Origin of the sequence: Virgibacillus byunsanensis, assembly GCF_042675965.1 — a bacterium.
Taxonomy (GTDB): Bacteria; Bacillota; Bacilli; order Bacillales; family Amphibacillaceae; genus Virgibacillus_R; species Virgibacillus_R byunsanensis.
The window spans coordinates 323,479-347,946 of the sequence record NZ_JBHTKJ010000007.1 but is presented as its reverse complement, the minus strand read 5'-3'; the positions used below and the strand labels follow the sequence as shown (position 1 = coordinate 347,946).

Annotated in this window: 20 protein-coding genes and 1 pseudogene; 2 read left to right on the top strand and 19 right to left on the bottom strand. The window is 36.7% G+C overall.

From position 1 onward, the window contains the following. Positions 1-61: 61 nt before the first annotated feature. From ACFQ3N_RS03305 to ACFQ3N_RS03240, 14 genes are all read right to left on the bottom strand, one after another. Complete coding sequence (locus ACFQ3N_RS03305; protein WP_390359508.1) at positions 62-742, bottom strand: GntR family transcriptional regulator; 681 nt, start codon at positions 740-742, stop codon at positions 62-64. Between the two features lie 22 nt (positions 743-764). Then, positions 765-1,673, bottom strand: coding sequence for an NAD(P)-dependent oxidoreductase (locus tag ACFQ3N_RS03300; protein WP_390359506.1), 909 nt, complete (start codon positions 1,671-1,673; stop codon positions 765-767). A gap of 28 nt (positions 1,674-1,701) precedes the next feature. Continuing rightward, positions 1,702-2,868, bottom strand: a complete 1,167-nt coding sequence (locus ACFQ3N_RS03295; RefSeq protein WP_390359505.1) for a mandelate racemase/muconate lactonizing enzyme family protein — start codon at positions 2,866-2,868, stop codon at positions 1,702-1,704. Positions 2,869-2,883: 15 nt separating this feature from the next. Continuing rightward, positions 2,884-3,546, bottom strand: coding sequence for a GntR family transcriptional regulator (locus ACFQ3N_RS03290; RefSeq protein ID WP_390359503.1), 663 nt, complete (start codon positions 3,544-3,546; stop codon positions 2,884-2,886). Between the two features lie 2 nt (positions 3,547-3,548). Further along, positions 3,549-4,793 carry an MFS transporter gene (locus ACFQ3N_RS03285; RefSeq protein WP_390359501.1) on the bottom strand — a complete coding sequence of 415 codons (1,245 nt, stop codon included), beginning with the start codon at positions 4,791-4,793 and terminating at the stop codon, positions 3,549-3,551. A 180-nt stretch (positions 4,794-4,973) separates the two neighbouring features. Beyond that, positions 4,974-5,525, bottom strand: a complete 552-nt coding sequence (locus ACFQ3N_RS03280) for a Fe-S-containing hydro-lyase (RefSeq protein WP_390359499.1) — start codon at positions 5,523-5,525, stop codon at positions 4,974-4,976. Between the two features lie 15 nt (positions 5,526-5,540). Then, complete coding sequence (locus ACFQ3N_RS03275; RefSeq protein ID WP_390359497.1) at positions 5,541-6,383, bottom strand: fumarate hydratase; 843 nt, start codon at positions 6,381-6,383, stop codon at positions 5,541-5,543. After that, positions 6,364-6,882 carry a PaaI family thioesterase gene (locus tag ACFQ3N_RS03270; RefSeq protein ID WP_390359495.1) on the bottom strand — a complete coding sequence of 173 codons (519 nt, stop codon included), beginning with the start codon at positions 6,880-6,882 and terminating at the stop codon, positions 6,364-6,366. Before ACFQ3N_RS03270 ends, ACFQ3N_RS03275 begins: the two co-directional genes overlap by 20 nt. A 31-nt stretch (positions 6,883-6,913) precedes the next feature. Beyond that, entirely contained in the window at positions 6,914-8,272 is a 1,359-nt protein-coding gene (locus ACFQ3N_RS03265; protein WP_390359493.1) for an MmgE/PrpD family protein, read from the bottom strand. A 21-nt stretch (positions 8,273-8,293) separates the two neighbouring features. Further along, positions 8,294-9,466 carry an acyl-CoA dehydrogenase family protein gene (locus tag ACFQ3N_RS03260; RefSeq protein WP_390359491.1) on the bottom strand — a complete coding sequence of 391 codons (1,173 nt, stop codon included), beginning with the start codon at positions 9,464-9,466 and terminating at the stop codon, positions 8,294-8,296. Between the two features lie 30 nt (positions 9,467-9,496). Then, positions 9,497-10,291 carry an enoyl-CoA hydratase/isomerase family protein gene (locus ACFQ3N_RS03255; protein WP_390359489.1) on the bottom strand — a complete coding sequence of 265 codons (795 nt, stop codon included), beginning with the start codon at positions 10,289-10,291 and terminating at the stop codon, positions 9,497-9,499. Between the two features lie 17 nt (positions 10,292-10,308). Beyond that, positions 10,309-11,235: a hydroxymethylglutaryl-CoA lyase gene (locus tag ACFQ3N_RS03250; RefSeq protein ID WP_390359487.1), complete on the bottom strand. Its 927-nt coding sequence runs from the start codon at positions 11,233-11,235 to the stop codon at positions 10,309-10,311. A 165-nt stretch (positions 11,236-11,400) separates the two neighbouring features. Beyond that, positions 11,401-12,732 (bottom strand): MmgE/PrpD family protein, encoded by a 1,332-nt coding sequence (locus ACFQ3N_RS03245; RefSeq protein WP_390359485.1) that lies wholly within the window; start codon positions 12,730-12,732, stop codon positions 11,401-11,403. A 33-nt stretch (positions 12,733-12,765) separates the two neighbouring features. Beyond that, the gene (locus ACFQ3N_RS03240) at positions 12,766-13,839 is read right to left on the bottom strand and encodes a tartrate dehydrogenase (RefSeq protein ID WP_390359483.1); all 1,074 of its coding nucleotides are present in this window, start codon (positions 13,837-13,839) and stop codon (positions 12,766-12,768) included. Positions 13,840-14,079: 240 nt separating this feature from the next. Here ACFQ3N_RS03240 and ACFQ3N_RS03235 point away from each other — a divergent pair. Both ACFQ3N_RS03235 and ACFQ3N_RS03230 read left to right on the top strand, forming a co-directional pair. Next, positions 14,080-14,892: pseudogene (locus tag ACFQ3N_RS03235) on the top strand (RNA polymerase factor sigma-54); the annotation flags it as partial. Positions 14,893-14,910: 18 nt separating this feature from the next. Further along, positions 14,911-15,426, top strand: a complete 516-nt coding sequence (locus ACFQ3N_RS03230) for an RNA polymerase factor sigma-54 (protein WP_390359787.1) — start codon at positions 14,911-14,913, stop codon at positions 15,424-15,426. 171 nt (positions 15,427-15,597) lie between these two features. Here the strand turns inward: ACFQ3N_RS03230 and ACFQ3N_RS03225 are convergent, their stop codons facing one another. The 5 genes from ACFQ3N_RS03225 to ACFQ3N_RS03205 form a co-directional block, all read right to left on the bottom strand. Further along, a complete protein-coding gene (locus ACFQ3N_RS03225; RefSeq protein ID WP_390359481.1) occupies positions 15,598-17,361 on the bottom strand; it encodes a M28 family peptidase in 1,764 nt (587 codons plus the stop codon). A 163-nt stretch (positions 17,362-17,524) separates the two neighbouring features. Beyond that, positions 17,525-19,576, bottom strand: coding sequence for a sigma-54 interaction domain-containing protein (locus tag ACFQ3N_RS03220; RefSeq protein WP_390359479.1), 2,052 nt, complete (start codon positions 19,574-19,576; stop codon positions 17,525-17,527). Between the two features lie 502 nt (positions 19,577-20,078). Beyond that, positions 20,079-21,329, bottom strand: a complete 1,251-nt coding sequence (locus ACFQ3N_RS03215; RefSeq protein WP_390359477.1) for a M20 family metallopeptidase — start codon at positions 21,327-21,329, stop codon at positions 20,079-20,081. A gap of 263 nt (positions 21,330-21,592) precedes the next feature. Continuing rightward, positions 21,593-22,609 (bottom strand): NADH:flavin oxidoreductase/NADH oxidase, encoded by a 1,017-nt coding sequence (locus tag ACFQ3N_RS03210; RefSeq protein ID WP_390359476.1) that lies wholly within the window; start codon positions 22,607-22,609, stop codon positions 21,593-21,595. A 15-nt stretch (positions 22,610-22,624) separates the two neighbouring features. Beyond that, positions 22,625-24,373, bottom strand: coding sequence for a M28 family peptidase (locus ACFQ3N_RS03205; protein ID WP_390359474.1), 1,749 nt, complete (start codon positions 24,371-24,373; stop codon positions 22,625-22,627). Positions 24,374-24,468 lie beyond the last annotated feature (95 nt).

The following is a 24,468-nucleotide window of genomic DNA, read 5'->3' as shown; positions in this document are numbered from 1 at the left end:
ATTATAGGATACTGGATACAATATAAAATGTCTAGAAGAAAAAGATTAAAGAAGTAATTCTTTAATCTTTTTCTACATCTTTCTTCTCAATCATTCGTATTAGGTTATCACGTGTTCGCAATATATGCTTTTCCATGATTCTCCTTAGTTTCTTTGGTTCATTTTGTCTAATAAATTCCACCATTTGTTTGTGTTCCTGGTGTGCCTCTTTAATATGATTGGATAACAGACTAGGAGTGTATAACGGAATACCTTTCCAAAGTGTGTCAATCATACTATGAATCCTACGCCATGGACAACCATGTCGCAATATCCGGTGAAACTCTGCGTTTAATTTCATAAATTCTTCTACATCTTTTTCCGTGTTGTTTAAGGAAATCATCTGAGAGTATAATGACTCTAATTCTGTTATATCATCTTCTTCTAAGAATGGAAGTGACCGTTCTACAGCTTCCCCTTCTAGTAAGGTTCTTAACTGATAGATTTCCTCAATGTCACTGATGGAAATAGGAGTTACAATCGCTCCACGACGTGGCTCAATTCGTACAAGTCCTTCTACTTCCAGTTGCCTTAATGCCTCACGAATTGGCATTCGGCTTACTCCGAGCTTTGTAGCCCACTCCTCTTGTATTAGTCGATCGCCCAACTTAAAATCACCTTTTAAAATAACCTCTCGTAACTTAGTTGTTACTTTGTATTGTAGTGTAGCGCGATCTTGATCGGTTAATAAAAAATCTTCCATAACTTCTTCACCCTCTTACAACCTAGGTAACTCCTTGGTCTTCTTTTGCTTTAATCTTAACATCCATACTATCTTCAATAAACTTAACCATAGTAGTATGATCAAGTTCAGGATTACCTTGTGCCCATGCGTGTTTCCATAGCTGATATGCACCACTAGCAGCGTGCATTGGTGCACGATTATTATCTGCTAAACTCATTGCAATGGTTAAATCTTTTACCATTAAATCAAGCGTAAAGCCACCCTTGAATTTCCGTGGAACGATTTGATTTGGAAATTTTTGCTCACTCGATAAGCTTCTACCAGTACTTGTATTAATAACCTCTAACATTTTAGTTGGATCTAACCCTTGTTTCACACCAAGTGCTAGTGCTTCGCCTGTAACAGCGAGCGTTGTGGCTGAGATCATATTGTTTAATGCTTTGATCGTATGACCTGCTCCGGCTTCTCCAACATGAATAATATTATCACCAATAATAGTAAAAAGAGGCTTTACTTCTTCAAAATTTGTCTTTTCTCCGCCTACCATGATAGTTAGTGTACCATCTATCGCTTTACTTATGCCACCGCTAACAGGTGCATCGATCATTCTATAGCCCTTATCCGTAACAATCGTAGCAAGCTCTTTTGTGACCTCTGGGTCCGAACTTGTCATGTCGATTAGCATACTACCTTCATGAAATCCTTTTAGTAAACCATCTGGTGCAAGCAATACACTCTTAACAATATGGACATTGGGTAGAATGGTTATAACATAGGAGTAGTTTGTAGCTAGTTCCCTAGGATTTTCAAAGGCCTTGGCACCAAGCTTTGCTAGTTTCGTAGTTGCTTCTTTGTTAATGTCAAAGACACCGACATCAACACCTTGCTCAAGAAAATTTCTGGCTATTTCGTAGCCCATTGTTCCTAATCCAATTATACCAATTTTCATCTAATTTTTCCTCCTTAAGATTAGAAATTTACTTAGCTACCGAATGAAGTAGTTTAATTAGATCAGATTTGGCTTCAAAGCCAACACCAGGACTATCCGGTAAACCAACATAGCCATTTTCAATTGGATTTTCATCTGCAAATCCTCCAAACGGTTGGAAAACACCTGGATAGGATTCATTACCTCCTAATCCCAATCCTGCCGCGATGTTTAACGACATTTGGTGTCCACCATGTGGTATGCATTGACGTGGTGACCATCCATTTTCTTTTAACATATCTAATATACGCATGTATTCAACTAGCCCATAACTAAGGGAGCAATCAAATTGTAGGATATCACGATCAGACCGCATTCCTCCGTATCGAATCAGATTTCTGGCATCTTGCATCGAAAAGAGGTTCTCTCCTGTTGCCATCGGATGTTTATAATGTTTAGATAGCTCATTCTGCAGCTGATAATCTAGTGGATCGCCTGCTTCCTCATACCAAAATAGATCATAAGGTTCCAAGCTTTTTGCATATGCTACTGCTGTTTCTAAATCAAATCTTCCGTTTGCGTCTACTGCTAATGATTTCCCACTAGGTACTAGCTCCAATACTGCTTCAATTCTGTGAAGATCTTCTTCTAGTGATGCACCGCCAATTTTAATCTTTACAACGGAATAGCCTAAGTCCAGATACCCTTTCATTTCCTTTTTAAGTTTATCAATATCTTTCTCAGGACTATAATAGCCTCCTGCTGCATAGACAAAAACTTTTTCATCTACTTCTCCACCACGATATCGATCAGCTAGTAATTGATAAAGTGGCTTTTCCTCAATTTTCGCAACAGCGTCCCAGATTGCCATATCAATCGTTCCAACTGCAACTGAACGCTCCCCGTGTCCACCAGGCTTTTCCCCTGTCATTAGCACGTCCCAAATGCGGTGTGGGTCAAAGTTAGTATGATCATCATTAACTATATCCTCTGGTGATGCATCCAACAAACGAGGAATAAAGCGCTCACGTAATAACCCACTCGGTGCATAGCGTCCATTTGAGTTAAATCCATAACCTATTACTGGTTTACCATTGCGAATGACATCTGTTACTACTGCCACAACCGACGCCGTCATCTTACTAAAATCAATATATGCATTTTTAATATCTGATTTAATTGGTACAGCCTTTTCTTTAATATCAACAATTTTCATCCTAATCTCCCTTTCTTATTTCAGCGTTTGGCTGTCGATCAACAGATTTTCAAAGTTTAATAACACACGTTTTTCTTTTTTCTGCAAAGCTTTTAATGTTTGATCAATATCACGTGCTTTTAAACCCTCAGCTATTTCATAGTATTCCAGAAACGATTGCTCTAAACTATCAGGATAAGATAATGCCATATATCGAAATGGCCTTAATTGTTTGTAGATCTTTCTATACAGATCATCTAACACATCATTTTTTGACAATAAGAAAATTAGTTGATGCAGTTCTTCCATTAAAGGAAAATAATCTTTAATTTCGCGGTCTTTTATAAAATCTGCCATGTGCTCTAAAAGATTAAATATCCTGGCTATCTCTTCATCGGTTGCGTTTACGATTGCCTTTTTTAGAGCAAATTCTTCCAATCGGTAAACAACATCATATAAATCAATCAGTTCTTTTCGATTATATTCTTTTACAAAAACACCCCGTCGTTGAACCCGTTCTACGATTCCGTCACTTTCCAGTATGTAAAGTGCTTCCCGGATCGGTGCTCTACTTGTACCGAATGTATCTGTTAGTTTATTTTCTAATAATCGCTCACCAGGCTTTATATAACCTTCTACAATTTGATCCGCAATAGATTGTGCTATTTTTTGGGACAAAGTCATCGCTTCGAGTTTCATTATTAATTCCCCTTTTCATAGCTTAAAGCGTCAAACTCTTGATTTGAATTTTCCACTTTTTTTACGATTCGAAAGAAAATCACACCTGATGTAACTGGGAAAATCACACAAATTGTCGCTACACCTATCCAGCCGAAAGTTGACCATATAAACCCTATACCTGTCCCTCCAAGTGCTGCACCACTATAATAGCTGAATAAATAGATACTCGTCGCACCACTGCGATGGTGGGTAGCGTTTATCCCTACCCATGTCGAGGCCATAGAATGTGCAATAAAAAAACCAAAGCATACGATGGATAGCCCGACAATAATCATGGAAACATTCATGATCAAAGTAGTTAAAACCCCAACCATCATGGCAACTAACCCAAATTTCATTACGTTTGTAATACCATAATGATCAGAAACCCTTCCAGCCAGTGGCGATCCAATTACACCAAAAATATAACTAAAGTAAATAAACGAAATAGCACCAATAGTTAAATGAAATGGTTCGCTTTCTAAATAATAGGGTACATAGGTCCAAACGCCAGCAAATGCCGTTTGCAGCATCATTCCAAATATAAATGCAAACAATAAGAGCGGGTTCTTTAGATGAACAGCCATTCCTTTAAGGTCCTTGGTCAGTGAATAACTATATTTTTTAAAATTCCTTGAACGAGGAATTAAAAATAAGCACAAGATATTCACCATAACCCCAATAACAGCCAAAGCATAAAAACTATCCTGCCAGCTAAATTCGTCAGCAAAGTACCCACCTAAAACACGTCCTGTCATCCCTCCTAAAGCATTACTTGCAATGAATAAGGAAACAGATAACCCTCTACTCCTTTGCTCTACCTCTTCGTTTATATATGCCACTGCCATTGCAGGGAGTCCCGCCAACGTAATCCCTGAAATAAACCTCCACATAAGCAACCACCAAAATTCATCAACTAATGGTACCGCGATAAGTGGAACAACTGATAACCACATCGTGATCCGCATTAGCTTGGTACGACCTTTTCGATCAGACAAAAATCCAAAAACAAGGAGACTAATGACTAATGAAAAGGTTGTTAATGATAGAGATAGACTTGAAACAGTAGGAGATATATTATATTCCCGCGAAAAAATAGGCAACAATGGCTGAACATTATACAAATTGGCGAATATAAAAAAGGATGCTAACGTAAAACCGATAGTCAGTTTCCAAAATTCCGGTTCATTTCTTGTATATTGACTCCTTATATTGATATCCTTCATCTTCTACCGCCCCTATCAGCTCCTTTTTTAAAAAAACTCGGCTTATCGTTAAAGGGACTCTTAGTAAGCGTACTTTGCTTTCTTAGAATCCCATACGCTCTGGAGTGCAAGCCTTAGTTACACTTGTGTAGATAAGAAAGTTTTATACCTTCTTATCTACTAAAAAAGGAGTCAAAGCAATTAATGTTGCCGATACGTTGCAACACCTTCCTCGTATAAATCACCACCAGAAGCATCATTAATGACAACAACCGGAAAGTCCTCTATTTCTAACTTACGAATAGCCTCTGTACCCAAATCATCATAAGCAATGATCTCCACACGTTTAATTGATTTTGAAATTAATGCCGCAGAACCGCCAATTGCGCCAAAATAAACTGCTTGTGAATCCACTATTGCTCTTTTAACTTCATCACTTCGGTATCCTTTACCAATCATTCCTTTTAACCCCATCTGTAGAAGTTTTGGAGTATATTTATCCATCCGACTACTTGTAGTTGGACCAGCTGAACCGATTACTTGACCAGTTTTTGTTGGTGTCGGCCCTACATAATAAATCACCTGGTCTACTACATCAAAAGGAAGAGATCCACCCGCTTCAACCTGCTCGATCATACGTTTATGGGCTGCATCTCTTGCCGTATAAACGGTGCCAGTAAGCAAAACGCGATCACCAGCTTTTAACGTTTTAAGTTGATCCTTTTCAAAAGGAATTTTTACTCTGGTAGACATGATAAAACCCCTTTATTATAAAGTAACTTCCTTATGGCGACTGGCATGACAATTTAAATTAACTGCAACTGGTAATGCCGCAATATGGCATGCCTCTACTTCTACCTTTACATCAAGCGCGGTTGTTGTTCCACCCATTCCTTGTGGACCAATTCCAAGACGATTAATTTCTTCAGCTAATTCGTTTTCTAAAGCAGCAATTTCAGCGTCTTGATGGCGTTCACCGATCGGACGAAATAGTGACTTCTTAGCGAGAAATGCACACCGTTCAAAATTTCCTCCAATACCAACACCGACAACTAATGGTGGACATGCATTTGGGCCAGCGACCTTTACGATATCAAGAATATAATCCTTAATCCCTTGCAACCCATCTGATGGTTTAAGCATTTTTAGATCACTCATATTCTCTGCTCCTCCACCTTTAGCAGTCATGTGAAGCTTAAGCTGGTTTCCTTCAACAAAATCGATGTGTACAATCGCAGGGGTGTTATCTCCTGTGTTTTTCCGGTCTAATGGATCACGAACTATTGAATTACGAAGATATCCTTCCCCGTACCCTTTCTTAACACCCTCATTGATAGCATCTGTTAGACTACCGCCAGTTATATGGCACTCCTGGCCAATATCTGCAATAAAGACAGCTGTTCCTGTGTCCTGACACATGGGAACATGTTCCGTTTCGGCAATCTCAGCATTTTCAATCAGCTGATTTAACACATGTTTTCCATTGTCCGATGCTTCCGTTTTCACAGCAGCATGAAATGCATTAAGAACATCTTCACCAAGACTATAACTAGCTTCTTGACACATAGATGCTACTTTTTCAACGATGTCTTCATACGTAATCTCCCTCATCTATATCCTCCTTTCTCGCTCTTGTAACATGAAATGTACCAAGTGCTTGTGCTATCAACTGACCATTGACATCTTTAATACTACAATCAGCAACTACAGTTCTTTTTCCAAAATGTAGTACACTTGGCTTGGCATACAAAAATTCACCTTCACCTTTTTTAATGAAGTTCACTTTTAATTCCTGCGTAAAAACTTTTTCTTCTCCCTGAAGCTGATTAAGAATTGAAAAGCCAATTGCAACATCTGCTAATGTGTAGATGGCACCACCTTGTGCTACCCCGTAAGTATTCTCATTTTGCTTTCCTAACTCCATCATAAATCCATTATCAACTTCACTAATTCCTAGAAACTTGCCAAGATAATGCATGGAATCATTTCTTGCTTCCACTATAGTGTCAAGAACATGACGAATATGTTCCAGTTCATCCCCACGTAACGTCGATAGTTTATTCGTAATCGCATCGATCGCTTTTTGTTTTGTTACACTAGCATCATTCATATTATGAAAATCCTTCCCATAATCCTTATCATTAACTTACATGTGTTGTTTTCGTAGCTTTCATTAAGTCCTTCACATTCTCTAATGATTCCAATGCCATCACTTTGTCCGCAAATAGTTCCCGATCATCTTCTGGTAGTTTATGGGATAGCTTCATAAACTTATCTAATAATTCTACAGCTGTTACAGGGTTTTCTGGATCACCTTTAGGATAATCCGTTTGCTTCGTTATCGTTTCACCTGATTTTAACTGAATCTCTACTACAGCACCCCACTTGTCGGGATATAATCTATCAATCTCCGGATCTACTTGAACATCGACACGCTTCATTAAGGAACGGATTTCATCATTCCAGAGTGCCTGATCATTAAATTGATCAAGTCCACCTTGACCATTTATTAGGGCTAAGGCTGTGCAGTATTGCAAGCTGAATTTTGATGCATATTCCGTATTGGGATCATCATTATCCGTTATGTTGATAGCTACTTGATAGGTTTTAACCGTAATACGATCAATTTCTTCAGAACTGATTTGGCTTTCCTTTTTATAATCGATCATTAAATCCATTGCATGATGTGTATGCCGACAGGAAGCATGAATCTTATATGAGTTTTCAATTATTTTAAATTGCTCACCAAGGCCTTTCGTAATTTTTTCCACCTGAAATTCGTCACTCATTGCTTTGAAAAACCCACGGTCACCATCTAATATTTTACGTGCTCCTGTAAATCCTTTTTGCGCTAACAGTGCACTTATGACCCCATTCATAGCTGCTTTTCCAGGATGGAGTTGCTTTGTCATAGCACCATCTTCAATGAACTCCCATAATCCCGCAGCTTGCGTTCCTGCACTGCCAAGTGTATGGATGATTTCCTCTTCACCCAGATCAAGTAATTTAGCAACAGCTGAGGCAGACCCAAACGTTCCACAGGTTGCGGTATTATGCCAATAATAGTAGTGGGATGGTGAAACAGCTTCACCAACACGATAACTCACTTCATAACCAACCACCACTGCAGTAATAAGATCCTTGCCGGATAACTCTTTCCATTCTGCAATTGCAAGTGCTGCTGGGATTACGACCGTCGCTGCATGGATGATCGATGCTTTATGAATATCGTCTAGTTCTACGATATGGCTTGCAGCACCATTTACCAATGCAGCATTTGCAACAGATGTCTCGCCCCCAGTGATTAACGTTGCCTGTGACTCGCCCCCCATTTCACGAACCAATTCATCAATCATTTTCACAGGAGGTTTTGCCGAGCCTGCAAAAGCTGACCCGAAATAATCAAGGATACATAATTTTGTATAAGAAACAACATCTTGCGGAAGATCTTCATACTTCGTAGACTTGATATACTTAGCTATATCTTGACTTAACTCCACGAAATCACTCCTTAGTTTTATTTAAAACGATCGAGGTAGCCCAAGAACATGCTGAGCCATATAACTTACAACGAGATTGTTCGTAACAGGTGCCACGATAAACAAACGGGCTTCTCGGAATTTACGTTCAATGTTATACTCTGTCGCAAAACCATATCCCCCGTATGTAGTCATAGCAGCATTTGCAGCCTTCCAAGTTGCCTCAGATGCAAGATACTTTGCCATATTCGCTTCAGCCCCGCAATTTTCGCCTTCATCAAACATTTCAGCTGCTTTATCACGCATTAACTTAGACGCCTCTATATCCATATAGGACTGTGCTATTGGAAATTGAACACCCTGGTTTTGCCCGATTGCACGATTGAAAACCTCACGTTCATTTGCATATTGAACTGATCTGTCAACAAAATATTTTCCATCCCCAATACTTTCAGAAGCAATCAGAATTCGCTCAGCATTCATACCACTTAACACATATTTGAAACCCTTTCCTTCTTCCCCAATTAAATTCTCAACCGGGATCTCGGTATTTTCAAAAAACACTTCAGTAGTTGCATGATTAATCATCGTATCAATTGGACGAATAGTCAGGTTATCCTTTTGGTCCTTCATATCTAACAAGAACAGGCTTAGTCCGTCTGTCTTTTTCTTCACTTGATCCTTTGGTGTTGTACGAGCCAACAGGAGCATCAAATCGGAGTGCTCCGTACGAGAAATCCATATTTTCTGCCCATTTACAATATATTTATCGCCTTTACGAACTGCAGTGGTTGTTATACTTGTCGTATCACTTCCAGCAGTGGGTTCAGTTATACCAAAGGCTTGTAAGCGAGTCTCACCACTTGCGATTTTTGGTAAATAACGTTGTTTTTGTTCTTCATTACCGTGTCTTAGAACCGCTCCCATCGTATACATCTGCGCATGGCCAGCACCAGCATTACCACCCGAGCGATTAATTTCTTCTAAAATCACACCTGCTTCCAACATCCCTAGTCCTGCTCCACCGTATTCTTCTGGTATTAAAACAGACAACCAACCTTCTTCTGTTAACGCTTTAATAAATTCTTCCGGATATGCCTTCTTTTCATCTGTTTCTCTCCAGTACGATTCCGGAAACCTTTCACAAAGTGCTCTTACACTACTACGGATCATTTCTAATTCTTCTGGTGTACTTTTTGTTACTGTTTTTGTCATTTATACTTCCTCCTTACAATTATGGTTCGTTTATTGACCCTGCCAAACAGGTTGGCGTTTTTCATTAAACGATTTGATTCCTTCTAGTCGGTCCTCAGAATTAGCACATTTATAATATTGATCTAATTCAATGTTAAGTGCTGTATTTATATCTGTTTGTAACCCGTTATTTACCGACTGTTTTATTGACTTCAATGCTAATGGAGCATTTTTACCAATATCTCGAGCTATATCAAGTGTTTTATCCAATAACTCGCTGATCTCCGCAACATCATTTACAAGGCCAAGTTCTTTTGCGCGAATTGCAGTCATATGATTTCCTCTAAATAAAAATTCTTTAGCAACACCTACAGGGATCGATCTTGGTAATAGCTGTGTACCTCCTACACCCGGAATAATGCCAATCGTCACCTCAGGTAAGCCCATTTTGGCGTGTGATGAAATAACTCGCAGGTCACAGCTCAACGCTAATTCCATTCCACCGCCAAGCGCGTACCCATTCACTGCAGCAATAACTGGATACGGAAATTCTCTTATCAATTTGTATGCGCTCTCAAAAAAATCATGCTGACGCTTCCATTGGTCATTTGTCATACCGTTACGTTCTTTTAAATCCGCACCAACACAAAAGCCCTTTTCCCCTGATGCAGTTAGTACTAATACACGCAATTCCTTGTTTTCCTTTAACTGATCTAGGCAGTCAATTAAATCAATCGCCATTTGTGTATTTAATGCATTCATAGCATCAGGACGATTTAATGTTAACGTAAAGACCCCTTTTGTTACGTCATCTTGATCTAATGTAATCGTTTCCCACTTCGACAATTGCTTTCCCTCCTCATTTACTTTGTTGGAACTGGATATTTTCTATCATATTTTCCTGCTTTTAGAACACTACTTGATAATTCATGCCCTAGAATATCTCTTAAACTAGCGGATGTATCAATTAATTCATCTAAATTAATACCTGTTTTAATCCCCATGCTATGTAACATGTGGACGACATCCTCTGTACAAACATTACCCGTTGCACCTGGGGCAAAAGGACATCCACCTAAACCTCCAAGGGAAGTATCAAAGCTTGTTACTCCTGCCTCCATTCCAGCGAGAACATTCGATAATCCCATTCCTCTTGTATTATGGAAATGAAGATTAAAACGAATATCAGGGTATTGTTCAAGGAGAAGATTCATTAGATAGTATACTTGTTTAGGGTTTGCCATTCCTGTTGTATCAGCCAATGTTACAATATTAGGTTCACTTTCTGTAACTCTCTTAACAATAGATTGAATGCGATTCTCGGCAATCTGTCCCTCAAAAGGACAACCGAATGTTGTTGCAATCGACACATCCAACTTTACACGATGTTCATCACAAAATTCTTTTATCGCTTCAAATTGATCAAGCGATTCTTCTGTTGTTTGTCTCACATTTTGCAAGTTATGAGTATTACTCGCAGAAAACACGAAGTTAAGTTGAGCTAATCCGTGCTCAACTGCCCTTTGCGCACCCTTTAAATTAGGAACTAGTGTTATAAAATTATTTGATCCGTATTTTTCTAGTAAACTTTCAAATAATTCACCCGTATTAGCCATTTGTGGAACAAATTTCGGATGAACAAAAGAACCAATTTCAAGTGATGGAATATCCGCTTCAATCAAACGACCAGCCAGATCATACTTCTCATCAACCGTTAAAATTTTATCCTCCAGTTGTAATCCATCTCGTAACATCACATCATTTATCGTGACTGATCCCGGTAAATTCACATTAACCACCCCCGTCGCTTTCTATATTTAAAGGTTACTGAATATTATGTCTCACTAACAGTATATTGTATCCAATATCCTTTGTCTACAATTCTGAATAATCTTTTTCTTGAAAAATAAAAATAACCGAAGCATTATTTGTATGCTTCGGCTATACCAATTACCCTAAAGGCATTCTATTACGCGTTGGATTGAATCCAACTCATCAAATCTATTCATTTTTTCGATAACCTGTTCTATTTGCTCTTCATTTAATGTTTTTTTGCATAGTTTAGTGAACTTTTCATTTAACATGTGCTGCGTCATCGGGTTTTCAAGACTACCAGTTGCGTGTTCAATGTAAACATTATGTGTTCCACCATCGTATTTTTCTAACGTTGCCAATACTCTATCCTTGGCCATTTGTTCATCGGCAAGGGGGTTGATTTTTTCCCTTAACGCTATGGTCTTAGGGTCATGAACTTTTTCATCTTGGTATTGATCCTCTGAAGCATCCTTCTCTAAAAAGGCAATTGCTCCAGTATGATAAATGCTAAATTTCCCTTCCAATCCGGTTTTGGGTGTCTGTTTTGCAGTCAATTCTAATACATAAGGGTGAACTTTTAGTGCAATCTCTTTTACTTCTTCAGGTGCAGCGAATTCACGTAATGAAATACACGCATCAATTGCCGGGTGGAGAACGATGCCACATGCATATGGTTTAAATGCGTTTTTTTCCAGTTCCCACACCTCACCCCAATTAACTAATACTTTGTCTAAGTCATGACTCGGGCTATACACGTTTGCAAATCCTCGTTTAGCTTCCAGTACTTGTTTGGAGCTTGTAAAACCCTTTTCAGCTAGCAATGCTGAGAGTAACCCATTTTGTGCCGCTTTACCTGGATGAAATGGCTTTGTCATCGTACCAAACATTTCACGCAACCCAAATGACTGCGTGCCCGCCAGACCTAGCGCCATTGCCATTTGTTCGTCGTTAAGCTTTAGCAAAATTCCTGCTGCAACTGCTGCTCCAAATACACCAACACTTGATGTTATATGATAGCCTACTTGATAATGGGAAGGGTACACCGCATTACTAATACGAAGTTCTACCTCACAGCCTAAGATAAAAGCCCGTAATAAATCTTTTGTCGGTATATCATACTTTTCACCAAGTGCGAATACTACCGGTGCAACAGGTGAACTAGGATGATGAATAGTCTCCAAATGTGTATCATCAAAATCAAAAATGTGGGATGACGTACCATTAATAAGGGCTGCTGAGAGTACATCTTTCTTTAGATTACGCCCTAATATAGTTACTTGTCTCTCCTTTGATAGCTCATCCGTTATGTCCATCAAAATATCGACCGTTTCGTGATTAATTGCTCCAATTGTTACGCCGATCCAATTCAATAAACTCTTTTTTGCATGTTGTAAAACACGTTGCGGAAGCTCTTCATATGAGGTATTTACTATATTTTGTACAAGTCGTTCTGTTACCATAATGTGATTCACACCTTTAATTGCTGGATTTTAGACTACTTACTGCTACAGGTTTAGTTGTTTTTGATTTACTAACTGTTTACATATTTCATCCGTTACTTCCGTTGTGGAATGTGCTCCACCAATATCAGGTGTTTTATATCCATTTTTCGTTGCCTCTTCAATAGCAGCAAGAACCTGTTCCCCTAACTCTATTTCACCAAAATGTTCCAACATTAGTTTTGCTGTCCAAATTTGACCGACCGGATTTGCAATGTTTTGTCCTACTATATCTGGTGCCGACCCGTGCACTGGCTCAAACATAGAAGGAAACTCTCCAGAAACGTTTATATTTGCTGATGGCGCAATACCAATACTTCCCATAATCGCTCCACCTATATCTGTTAAAATATCTCCAAATAAATTACTCGCAACAATAACATCAAAATCTGAAGGTCGTGTTACTAATAACGCAGCCAACGCATCAATATGCCACTTTTTTGTTTCAACCGTACCATATTCCTGCTTAATGTCAGAAAACACCTCATCCCAAAATGGCATGGTATGAAAAATGCCATTTGATTTCGTTGCACTAGTTAAATGACCTGTACGCGTTTTTGACAATTCAAAAGCATAGCGCATAACATTTTCAGTACCTTTTCGAGTGAATATCGCATTTTGAATTGCAATCTGGTCTTCCCCTTTATGTATCCGACCGCCTACTTCACTGTATTCTCCTTCACTATTTTCTCGAACTACAATTAAATCAAAATTGTTCGGATCAGCTAATGGTGTTTTTAGCCCTTCAAAATATTTAGCTGGTCTAATATTAATAGATTGCTGAAAATCTCTTCTAATTTTTAATAGTAAACCCCAAAGCGAAATATGATCAGGAACTAGATTAGGATCGCCAACAGCTCCAAGAAATATCGCATCGAATTGCTTAAGTTGGTCCATTCCATCTTCCGGCATCATCATACCATGTTCTACATAATAATCAGATCCCCATGGGAATTCCGTGTAGTTAAACGTAACATTCCCTTGAATGCTAGCTGCTGTATCTAAAACTCGTAACGCTTCTGGAACTACTTCTTTTCCGATTCCATCACCTGGTATTACGGCAATATTCCATTGCTTCATAATAATACACCATCCCATATCTAATTTGATTTGATTTGAATTATCTAAATTTAGAATAGATTAAAAAAATTGGACTGTCAATCTGGTTCAAATCGACTTTCTTCTTCTAAATTGTATATAATTAACTCCATACCTTTATATCCGTTAGTTACAAATAAATCATGAAATAGTATGAGTTATATGATATAGTATTAATTAAATATTCAAAAGATTAAATTAAAATTAAAACAATTACTTCACATGGCTGAAGGAAAAACAATGGAACTAGGATTATTCCAAACACAAAAGATGAATCTTACTATGACAACTGAACTTAGACAATCTATAGCTTTACTACAATATTCAACAATTGAGTTATCCCAGTTTATACAACAACAAGCTATTGAAAATCCTCTCATCGAAATGGAAGATCACTTTTTAGAAGTACCAATTGATGACTTACAAGGTTTTACTAATAGTCTTCCGAATAAATTATATGATGAAAGCAAAAGTGTAAGTCCGTTAGATTTTATCACTAGTTATAGTGGTGGGTTATGGGAAGACTTATTAGAACAATTGCAATGGCTAAATATTAACGAAATAGTTCGTTCCAACTTACGTTACTTGATACTTAATTTAGATGATAATGGATATTTGCTGATGTCAAATGTAGAAATTGCGGAGCAACTAGCAATAACAGAACAGGAAGTTAATCACACTATTCAATTATTACAACAATTAGATCCTATCGGAGTAGGTGCCAGAGATTTGAAAGAATGTTTACTATTACAAGCAAAAGTATACTATCCCGGCAAAACTCTAATTTTTGAAGTAATTAAGAACTTTCTTGATCTCCTTGCTGAGAAAAGATGGCGGAAGATTTCTTTTGAACTAGATATATCAGAAAAGAAATTACAAAAAGTTTGTGACTGTATTCAAACACTCAACCCTAAACCATGTGCTTATATTTCTGATACCCCCATATAGTATTTAACTCCAGATATTACCGTAGAAAAAATTAATGGAAAATATAATATCTCCATGAATGACACCTATATACCAACATTTAACTTAAATCAACAGTATATAAATTTGTTGAATCATACTAATGAAACCACAAAATATATTAAAGATTACTATAAAAAATACACATGGTTAGTTAATAGTATACAAAAACGTAAGTCTACAATTTATAAAATCACCAAGTTAATTGTTGATAAACAACAGGATTTTTTGAAAAATGGCTTTGCAGCTCTAAAACCATTAACTTTAAAAGAGGTAGCTGAAGAGGTTAATATGCACGAATCAACTGTAAGCCGTGCTACAAGTAACAAAGTCATTCGAACACCAAATGGATCTTTTGAAATGCGCAGATTGTTCACCTCAAAGCTTAAAGGTGGCGATGGAAATAGTGAATCTTCTACTAAAGTCAAAATACTTTTAAAACAACTAATCGATGAGGAAGATACGATAAAGCCATTTTCCGATCAAAAAATCGCTGATTATTTAAACAAAACTATAAGGATTGCTATTTCAAGGCGAACGGTTTCAAAGTACCGGAAAGAATTAAATATTTTACCCTCCTCAAAACGTAAATCTTTTTTTTAGAAAATATAAGCTCCTTCTTTTACCTTATGTACTTTCTAGGAACTTTACTTTAATCGACAAAAACTTTTTGAATGAAGACAACATTTTATTTTACTAAATTTAATCTTCAATCATTAATTAGGACTGACTAAACTCATCATTTCGATGCATTCAGTCAGCCCTAACATTACTTTAACGTCTTATAAGTTCCCTTGCTTCCTGTATTGCCCATACAACCCGATTTTGACCACGAGTTAAGTGGGTTTTAAGAACCTTGTATTCATGCGAATTTTCTTCTATATTTTCAAAGTTCGTTGCGGGAGCCAAGTCAGGTAATGGTGGCACATTTAAAGCTGGATCATGTCGAAATTTTCCTGTTCTTGTAAAATTGATAGGGATTAGTAATCTAGCTAATTTTTCTTGTTTAATATTCGCTTCCCTAACTTTAGGGTCTGTTAATGGTAAATCCTTTAATTGATCCAATTCTTTATAAAATAAAACCAAATCATTTTCTAGATCTTTTGCTTCTTCTAGGGAAAGACTAAAATCAAAATGTGAATCAGCTTGAGTTTGATAAGATTGAATAGTTTGCTGAAATTCTCTTGCAGTATTAATAAAATTAAATGGATGAACGGTTGCATTAGCCGATCTTAAAACACCTGTCATATATATTCTAATATCTTTTACTAAAATATCTAAATCCGCTACATGCATTAGGTCTTCTTCAGTATGCCACTCAATATTTGCTCCACAACCACCTACAGCATAATATCCCTTTTCCTTTAATACTTGTTCAGGGATACTTGATGAGAGCATAAAAAACGATGTTATACCTATATTATTGAATGAATAATCACCTGCTCGCATCGGTCTTGTTCCTTTACTTTTCTGACCTACAGCATCTTTAATTACTTCTTTACAAAAATTATCTGCTTCACTAGTCCACATCATATATTCATAAGAGGTTGCCCAGCGACAACCTGGTGAATCACAGTTAACCTGAGCAATACAGTTACGCTCAAGGTCTAACCCAAAATTATCAACAAACCACGTTGAACCTCCGTAACGTCCAGTGGAGTGTCCAGTCCATACAGCAACTCGAATGCTTCTTTTTAATTTGGTACGATTTTTTTGAAAAATACGTATCATTTCTAGTAATGAAGCATTCCCTGTTGCATTGTCTCCAATACCTTCATACCATGAATCGAGATGTCCGTGAAGTAAAACATATTTTTCAGGATCTTCTGTTCCTTCAATAAAGACGTCTATTATGGGACAGGACTTCCACCCTTTATCAAGGTGTGTCTGGTATTCAATCATCACCGTGTCCTTAGCAATTAAGTCTTTTAATTGCGTGCCATCGGGTTTGTTAATTGCAAGAACTGAGATATCAGGCTCATTATCTTTATTATCTAAATCAGGTGCTCCCCAAATAGGTGTACAAATACCTTCGTGTATATTATCTCCTGGACTTATAAACACAATCGCTTTCACACCTAAATCAGCAAATTCTTGGACTTTTCCAGGCATCGGATAACCTTCTGTTAATACAATTTTACCTTTAAGATCCCCTACATCTTCATCAAAGTCCGTTCCAAAAATATCATTTATACCTTTAGCATAACCTGTAGAAATATAAACAATTTCTCCCGAAACTGATTTATCTCCTGTTATAACTGAGAAAGATGGAGTTTTCACCCTGAATTCCCTAGTTATTGGACTTGTAACCTTTAATTCTGCCCTTTTCGGAACACTTAAATAAAGCTCTGGTTGGTGTATCTCATAATTGACACCCCATTCTTCTAGATAGCTTGCCAGAAAGTTAGCAGCTGTTTTCTCATCTTCACTACCTGATTCTCTAACTAGAGTAAGAAATTTGTTTAATACTGCATTTGGTACATCTGTATTAATTTCATCCAATAATGCTTTTTCTTCTGACTTTAATGCTGTCGTCATTTAAATCTGCCTCCTTTTTTATTTCACTTTATTTAAATGCAATTTTCATGCCAATAAATCCATCTTCTAAAGATACTAATTTAAATAACCTGAGAAAAAGATTAGGTTGATTTAGGTTGATTTAGGTTGATTTAGGAATAGATATTCTAATGAAGAAAGCTATTTATACCTCAACTTCTAGATATGGTTTGATTACTTTTAATAGCGATTCTCCAGATTCAGAAATCCTACTTCCTTTCCCCTTTAATCCTGAGTAGATTAAACCATAATCTCTTAAAACGGACATTCTTTTTCGAACCTTTTGTTCAGTAAGTTGGTACCCTTGTCTGGTTACACTCTCTACTACTCTCCCCCTTCCAATACTTTTCATTTGTTTCTTTGCTTGACTTAAACTTAATAAGATAGCATAAAATTCATTTAAATCTCCTTCTTTTTGAAGGATCGTCAATATGTCATCTTCCTGTTTATCTTGATTTATTAATCTATCTCTAAACTGTTCTGGCAATTCGTCAGTAGTAATTTTATTTCCTTCCATAACCGCAGTCATATATTGAACCACACCAATAAGTTCTCTAACATTTCCTGGCCAATTATAATTAATTAACTCTTTCATTACCGAATGCGACAAATTAGGGATTGTAGTAGAGTAATCCTTAATAAAATAGTTTAAAAGATCTGGAATATCTTCTTTTCGTTCTCTTAAAGGGGGAATTCTAAGTGGTAGCATAAATAGTCTATAATAAAGATCTTCACGAAATTTGCCCTCATTAACTAGTTCTTTAAGATCTTTATTTGTTGCTGCAATAACCCTTACATTCACAGGAATTAAACTTCGTCCACCTACACGCATTACCTGTTTCTCTTGTAATATTCTAAGTAGTAGAGTCTGAATATTCATCGGTGCATCGCCAATTTCATCTAGAAATATTGTCCCATTATTAGCAATTTCAAAGAGCCCTTGTTTCCCCCCTCTATTCGCTCCAGTAAATGAACCTTCTTCATAACCAAACAGTTCGCTTTCGGCTAGAGATGGTGGTAACCCTGCAAAATTCACAGGAATCAATGGACCTTCACAGCGGTTAGATAAATCATGTATAGTATGAGCAAATAATTCTTTTCCAGTTCCATTCTCTCCCAAAATCATTACAGTATGATCCGTCTTAGCAATTTTTTTAACAATATGCATAGTATCTTTTATTTTTTTACTGCTACCAAGAATGTCATCGCTCGAATATCTTGAAGAAAAACCTATTTTCTGCATTTCTTTCCTTATACTCTTCTCGAGATATTGGATCCTGGTAACATCTTGAAACGCTGTAAGTTCCCCAACTTTCTTATCATTAATTTCAATTTCGCTTTTGTTAACTACCAATTTTTTATCACTAACTGTTACTACCTCTGTTTCTTTTCTTTCGTCTATATTTATATCATTACTAAACAGTTTTGGGAGTACGGTAAGCGCATTCATACCTATTAAATCCTCAGATTTAGAGAGTCCTAGGATGTTTTTAGAAGATTTATTTGTCTTAATAATATTATTATTATGATCCGTTGCTATTAAACCATCATGTACTGTGTCAAAAATAGCTTCCAATTCATAGTTTAGCTTCTTAACCACATCTAAAGAGGAAGAAAGACGACGGCTTAATGAAATAATCTCTTTCACATAGCGAGCAGACTGGAAATTTACTTTCTCACTATCCAATCCAAGCCTTATTGAAACTTCTACTATAGAAGAAAAATCTAGTGGGCGAATACCAATATCAATTACATTTTTTATATAATGAGGAACAAGCTCTTTAACAGTAGGGACAATTGCGGTGTCTATTTTATCAAATTTTTGATTTAGACCTGGAAAATAGGGGTGCATAGTCAATTGAAATCCTAAACTACTTAGTAATTCTATGATCTCATTTGCGGATTCAGGTAAATTATTTACAACTAAACATTCTAAATTACTTGGAAGTTTAATTAATTCTTCCAATTTTGAAATGTCTAGACCTCTTCTTGAAACAATTGTCTTTTCAGGAGGAAAATCTTGTTTGTCCACTAACTTTTTGGATGAAAGTAAAATGAGGTCACAGTCTTGATAACCTTCATTGTCAGCAGAAACTATGTCTACGTCGTCCTCCTTAAAATACTCAGTCAGCTGTTGAGAAAAAATTTTATATGTACGTTTATCTTTAGTCACCAATAATAATTTTGGTCTCTTCAAATCTCGCACCCCTCTTTTCTCTTAACTTTAGGAAGATTCTAAACTATTTAATATTTATAGTCAAGCTTATAGAACATAAACAACCAAGGTTCTTAAGTTAACGGTAATGAAAGGGAATTTTTTATTTCTCTAACAGAAATAAAAGGGTAAATCATACGAATCCTCTATTAAAAACCCTTTAGATCACCCTTTTTCATTAATTATTTATTCTAACAGTTAGTTACGTGTAATAATCTATCCATTTCCCAACGTGTTTCATTATTTTCTGTGCCATTGATAAATTCCTCTGATGCTTATATATGGCTGATCACCAGCTCTTGCACCTGAATATCAATTTTCCTTCTTTCTAATGCCTTAAGCTATTTCTCATCATTGTAGGAATGCCTTCACCTTTAGAGACAAACATAACACCTGCATCCTTTTATATTACTTTTTAACCGATCTAATTATTATATGTCATTATCTATTCCCCTAAAAAACAATTCCTAATAAGAAAACAACTTTAAATTTTTTTTTCATTATCAACATTCTTTCCAACATAATTTTTAATTAACACCGCTAATATTTTAGTTGTTTGTACCAGATCATCAATATCCATAAATTCGTCATATCCATGAAGATTATTATCATTTGTTCCAGGTCCAAAATTGATTCCTGGTATTCCATTTTGTATAAACCAACGGGCGTCAGATTGCCCTAACATCCCAACCACAGGTAATGACTTTCCTGTAACTTCTTTACAAGCATTTTGGATCTGGGTAATTAACGGGGAATCTTCTTTCGTTACAGTTGGATCAGTTTCAAAACTTGTAATTCTTTCAACTTTAACTTTTATTTCTGGATCGTCATTTTTAAGTTTTTCTATTGTTGATAACACCCTATTATAAATTTCATCTAGTGAATGCTCTGGGATAATTCGAAAATCCACTTCTATTTGGCTAGTGCCTGGAACAACATTTATTTTGGTTCCCCCTTCAATAACCCCAATGTTAACTGTAGTATATTTCATGCCTCTAATTGATGAAGTTTCCTCTTTAAGTTCCTGTTGCAATTTGGTCAGACCCTGAATAACTTTTGCCATTTTCTCAATTGCATTTAACCCTTTCCATTTGAACCCAGCATGTGCTGGAATTCCCTCTGTTTGTATTTTTAATTGCAATACTCCAGCCATTGCCCTGACAATTTGGTTACTATACCCTTCTACAATAACCATGTCTCCATCAACTAATTTATTATTTGCTACATAACCAGCACCTAAAACACCACCTGTTTCTTCATCACATGTTGCTACAATCGATACTTTTCCGTGGAAGGAGAGATTTGACCTTTTTAATGCCAGGACAGCCATAATATATGCTGTCAACCTACCTTTAGAATCTGTTGCTCCTCTCCCATAAACTCTTCCATCAGCAATTTCACCAGAAAACGGTGGATAACTCCAATAAGATGGATCTCCTGCAGGTACTGTATCAGTATGTGCATTAAAGAATATATGACGACCTTCTTGATCACCTTTAATAGTTGCAATGACATTTTTTCGAGGGGTTGTTAGCCCTGCACTGGAAACCTCTTTTTCGGGGACATCAATCACTTCTACTTCAAATCCCCATTCTAATAATCTATTCTCTAGAAAATCACTAACTTCCTCATACCTTCCTATAGGGTTTTCAGAAGGAATCTGAATTAGTTCCTGTAAGAAACTTACAATATCATCTTTTAGATTTTCAACAGCTTTAGTTACCTCGTTTTCCATATGATCCCTCATTTCTTTTTATTCATTTATTAGTTAAAGGGAGGAGTATCCCTTTTATCTACTTTTTATTACATTCTTAAAAGAAAGACTTAGTGCTTCTTCTCGATTCCTCTGTGTTTTTGTTTTGGGAAATAGAATTAAGGTTAAAAGCACCCGCTTTCCCAGACGACCTCCATAAAATTCTATTAATACCATATTTATCCTTAGTTATAAATCTGGAATTTAATTTTATCCATGAAGAAAACAGCATCACAAAACACTTTTTATGGAAAACCTAAGTTATATTCACCCGGTAGCAGCAATTGGTTTCCCAAACAAATCGCCGCTTCTTTAGCCCAGTATGGATTACGTAGCATTCCTTTACCGATTGCAACCATATCTGCTTGACCATTTCGAATAACCGCTTCAGCTACTTCTGGTGTTTCTAATTTTCCAACATTAATAACTGGAATCTTAAAAGTTTGCTTTACTTTCTCTGCAAAATTCACTTGAAAAGCCGGATAAATGTGAGGTGGCTTTACAGGACCATCTCCACCAGTACTTATATCAATAACATCAACACCAGCTTCCAAAAAAGAGGGAATGAGTTTTAATATGTGGTCAAATCCATAACCTCCTTCACGATATTCTATAGCAGACAAACGCATAATTAGTGGCATTTCTGGTGGCATATTTTCTTTTACACTGCTAATTACATCTACTGGAAATTTACTAAACTCCCCAAATTCGTCCCTTCGATAATTACTAGCTGGAGACATAAATTGATGAAGTAAGTAACCATGTGCACCATGCAGTTCAATGACATCAAATCCCGACTTAACAGCTAACGCTGTTGATTTACCAAATCCTTCAATGATATCATTAATTTCCCTTAACTCAAGTTCTCTTGGAGTAGGGGATTTATCAGAAAATGGAACTGATGAAGGGGCAACAATATCTCCACCTTCTATAACCGACTTCCTACCAGCATGTGCTATTTGCAGCCCAACCTTTGCACCAAATTTATGACAATAATCAGTGATCCGTTGGTAGAAAGGGATCTGTTTCTCAGACCAAATTCCAAGACAGTTTTCAGTTATTCGTCCTCTTGGTTCTGTATTGGTCATTTCAAAAAATACTAATCCCGTTCCACCAATCGCTCTAGAGGCATAATGTACAAAATGCCAGTCTTCAGGTGTTCCATCAAGATTTTTAACTTGATATTGGCACATCGATGACATCATCACTCTATTTTTAATTTCTAATTCTTTTATTTGGATTGGATCAAAAAGTCCCGGCATTTAAGATACATCCCCTCATTTTAAATTATTGAGAGCTTCTTTAACTACATAGATCGCTTTTTTCAAAGCAAAGTTAACTTCATTTCGCTTCCTAATTAAAGAATTATAGATAAAACCAAATTCTTCAGTATTCACCTCTGAATGAATTAGGTCATCCAGTTGAGTGAGTTTAGGAATAACAGGTTGCTTCAGTGCAAAATCATGATCAAAGACATTTCCTTTTACATAATTTAAAGGAACTAAAATTCTCGATAACTCCATTAGTGTTTCATTAGCCATTGAAATCTTTTTACTGTCTTCATATTCCAGATTATGAATTACTTCCTGGAATTCCGTGACAATGTTTTTCAGGTGATCAACTCTATCTAAGGACACACTTAGATTAAATACATCTTGAGATTTTGTTTGCCATTCAATTAATCCCTCTTCAATTTCAATTACTCCTTCTAACTGATTAATTGGAAGAATCGAATAGGTTAGCAGCCGATAAACAAGTGTTAAATAAATCTCACAATCTCGCTTTAAGTAATCAGGATCTATTTTATCTAGAGTATCTTCAGTTGTATGCCACCACCAACCAAATCCACCAGTTTTTCCACCACCAAATAGTTGCCCAAATGCCGCGGCTGCAGGTTCATTGGAAGGCTCTTGTTCTGATAATCCCATAAAAACAGATGGTGTCCCTGTTCCCCAAAATGACTGATCCCCAGCACGTCCATAACGAGATCCTTCAAATTTTTCTCCCGTTAGCGTACCAATTACTTCCTTAGCCAGACCCTGTGTTTCTCTCATACAATTAGATTCAGTTAAAACCGTAGAATCCTTGGCACCTACAGAATCAATATTGACATGCAGCACACAGTTATCATTTAAATCTTCCCAGTGAGTATCACAATACCATGCTGAACCCGCATAACGACCATGTGAATGTCCAGACCAAAATGCCAACCGCAGGGTACGCTTTAATTTACCATTGTATTTTGAAAGAATTCTTGCTACTTCTAACATAACAGCGTTAGCAGTGCCGTTGTCCATGACACCATAATGCCAAGAGTCAATATGACCACTTAACATGACATACTTTTCAGGTTCTTCATTTCCTTTTATTTCTGCCACTAAGGTTGGAATCGAACGAAAACCAGTGTCTACTTCGGTTGATATCCTACAATCATTTTTCCCTTCCTTAACTTGTTTCCGAATTGATTTCCCGTTATCATAATTAATCGAGACTACGGGAATACTCGGAAGGTACGAGGCATTTTCCGGAATAGGAGTCCCCCATACAGGTGAGACAATCATTTCATGTGTATATTTTGCATTAATAAAAACTGCAGCAACCGCTTGGTATGAAGCAGCTTTTTGAACCCCCGCTGGTGTTGCTAACCCATCAATAAGTACTACTTTCCCTTTAACGTAATTTTTTTGATATTCTTCATCTGAACCACTCCCTATATCGACGATTGTTGATTCCAAATTATTCACTGGTATCGCCATAGAATGAGTTATACAGTCAAAATCTTTGTTATTAACTTGAAGTGATGCACTTCCTGGAAGACTAATATATCCATCACTAAAAAGTAGTTCTGTCTCAAGACCAAAGCTTTCTAACTGACTTCTTGCGTATTCAAATGCTCTAGACTCTTCCACAGACCCTGATAGTCTTACCTCTTTAGAGATTTCTTCAGTAAACTCCATTAGTTGATCTTTAGATACATTTTTTAATAGCTTATTTTCAAATGATGTTAGTTTTTGTACTGTTTTCATACATTGACTCCTTCCTAGTTATCGACATCTATTTTTTATTTGCCGGATAACTTTCTCATCCACATTGGTATATGATAAAAGAACAGATGGTAGAC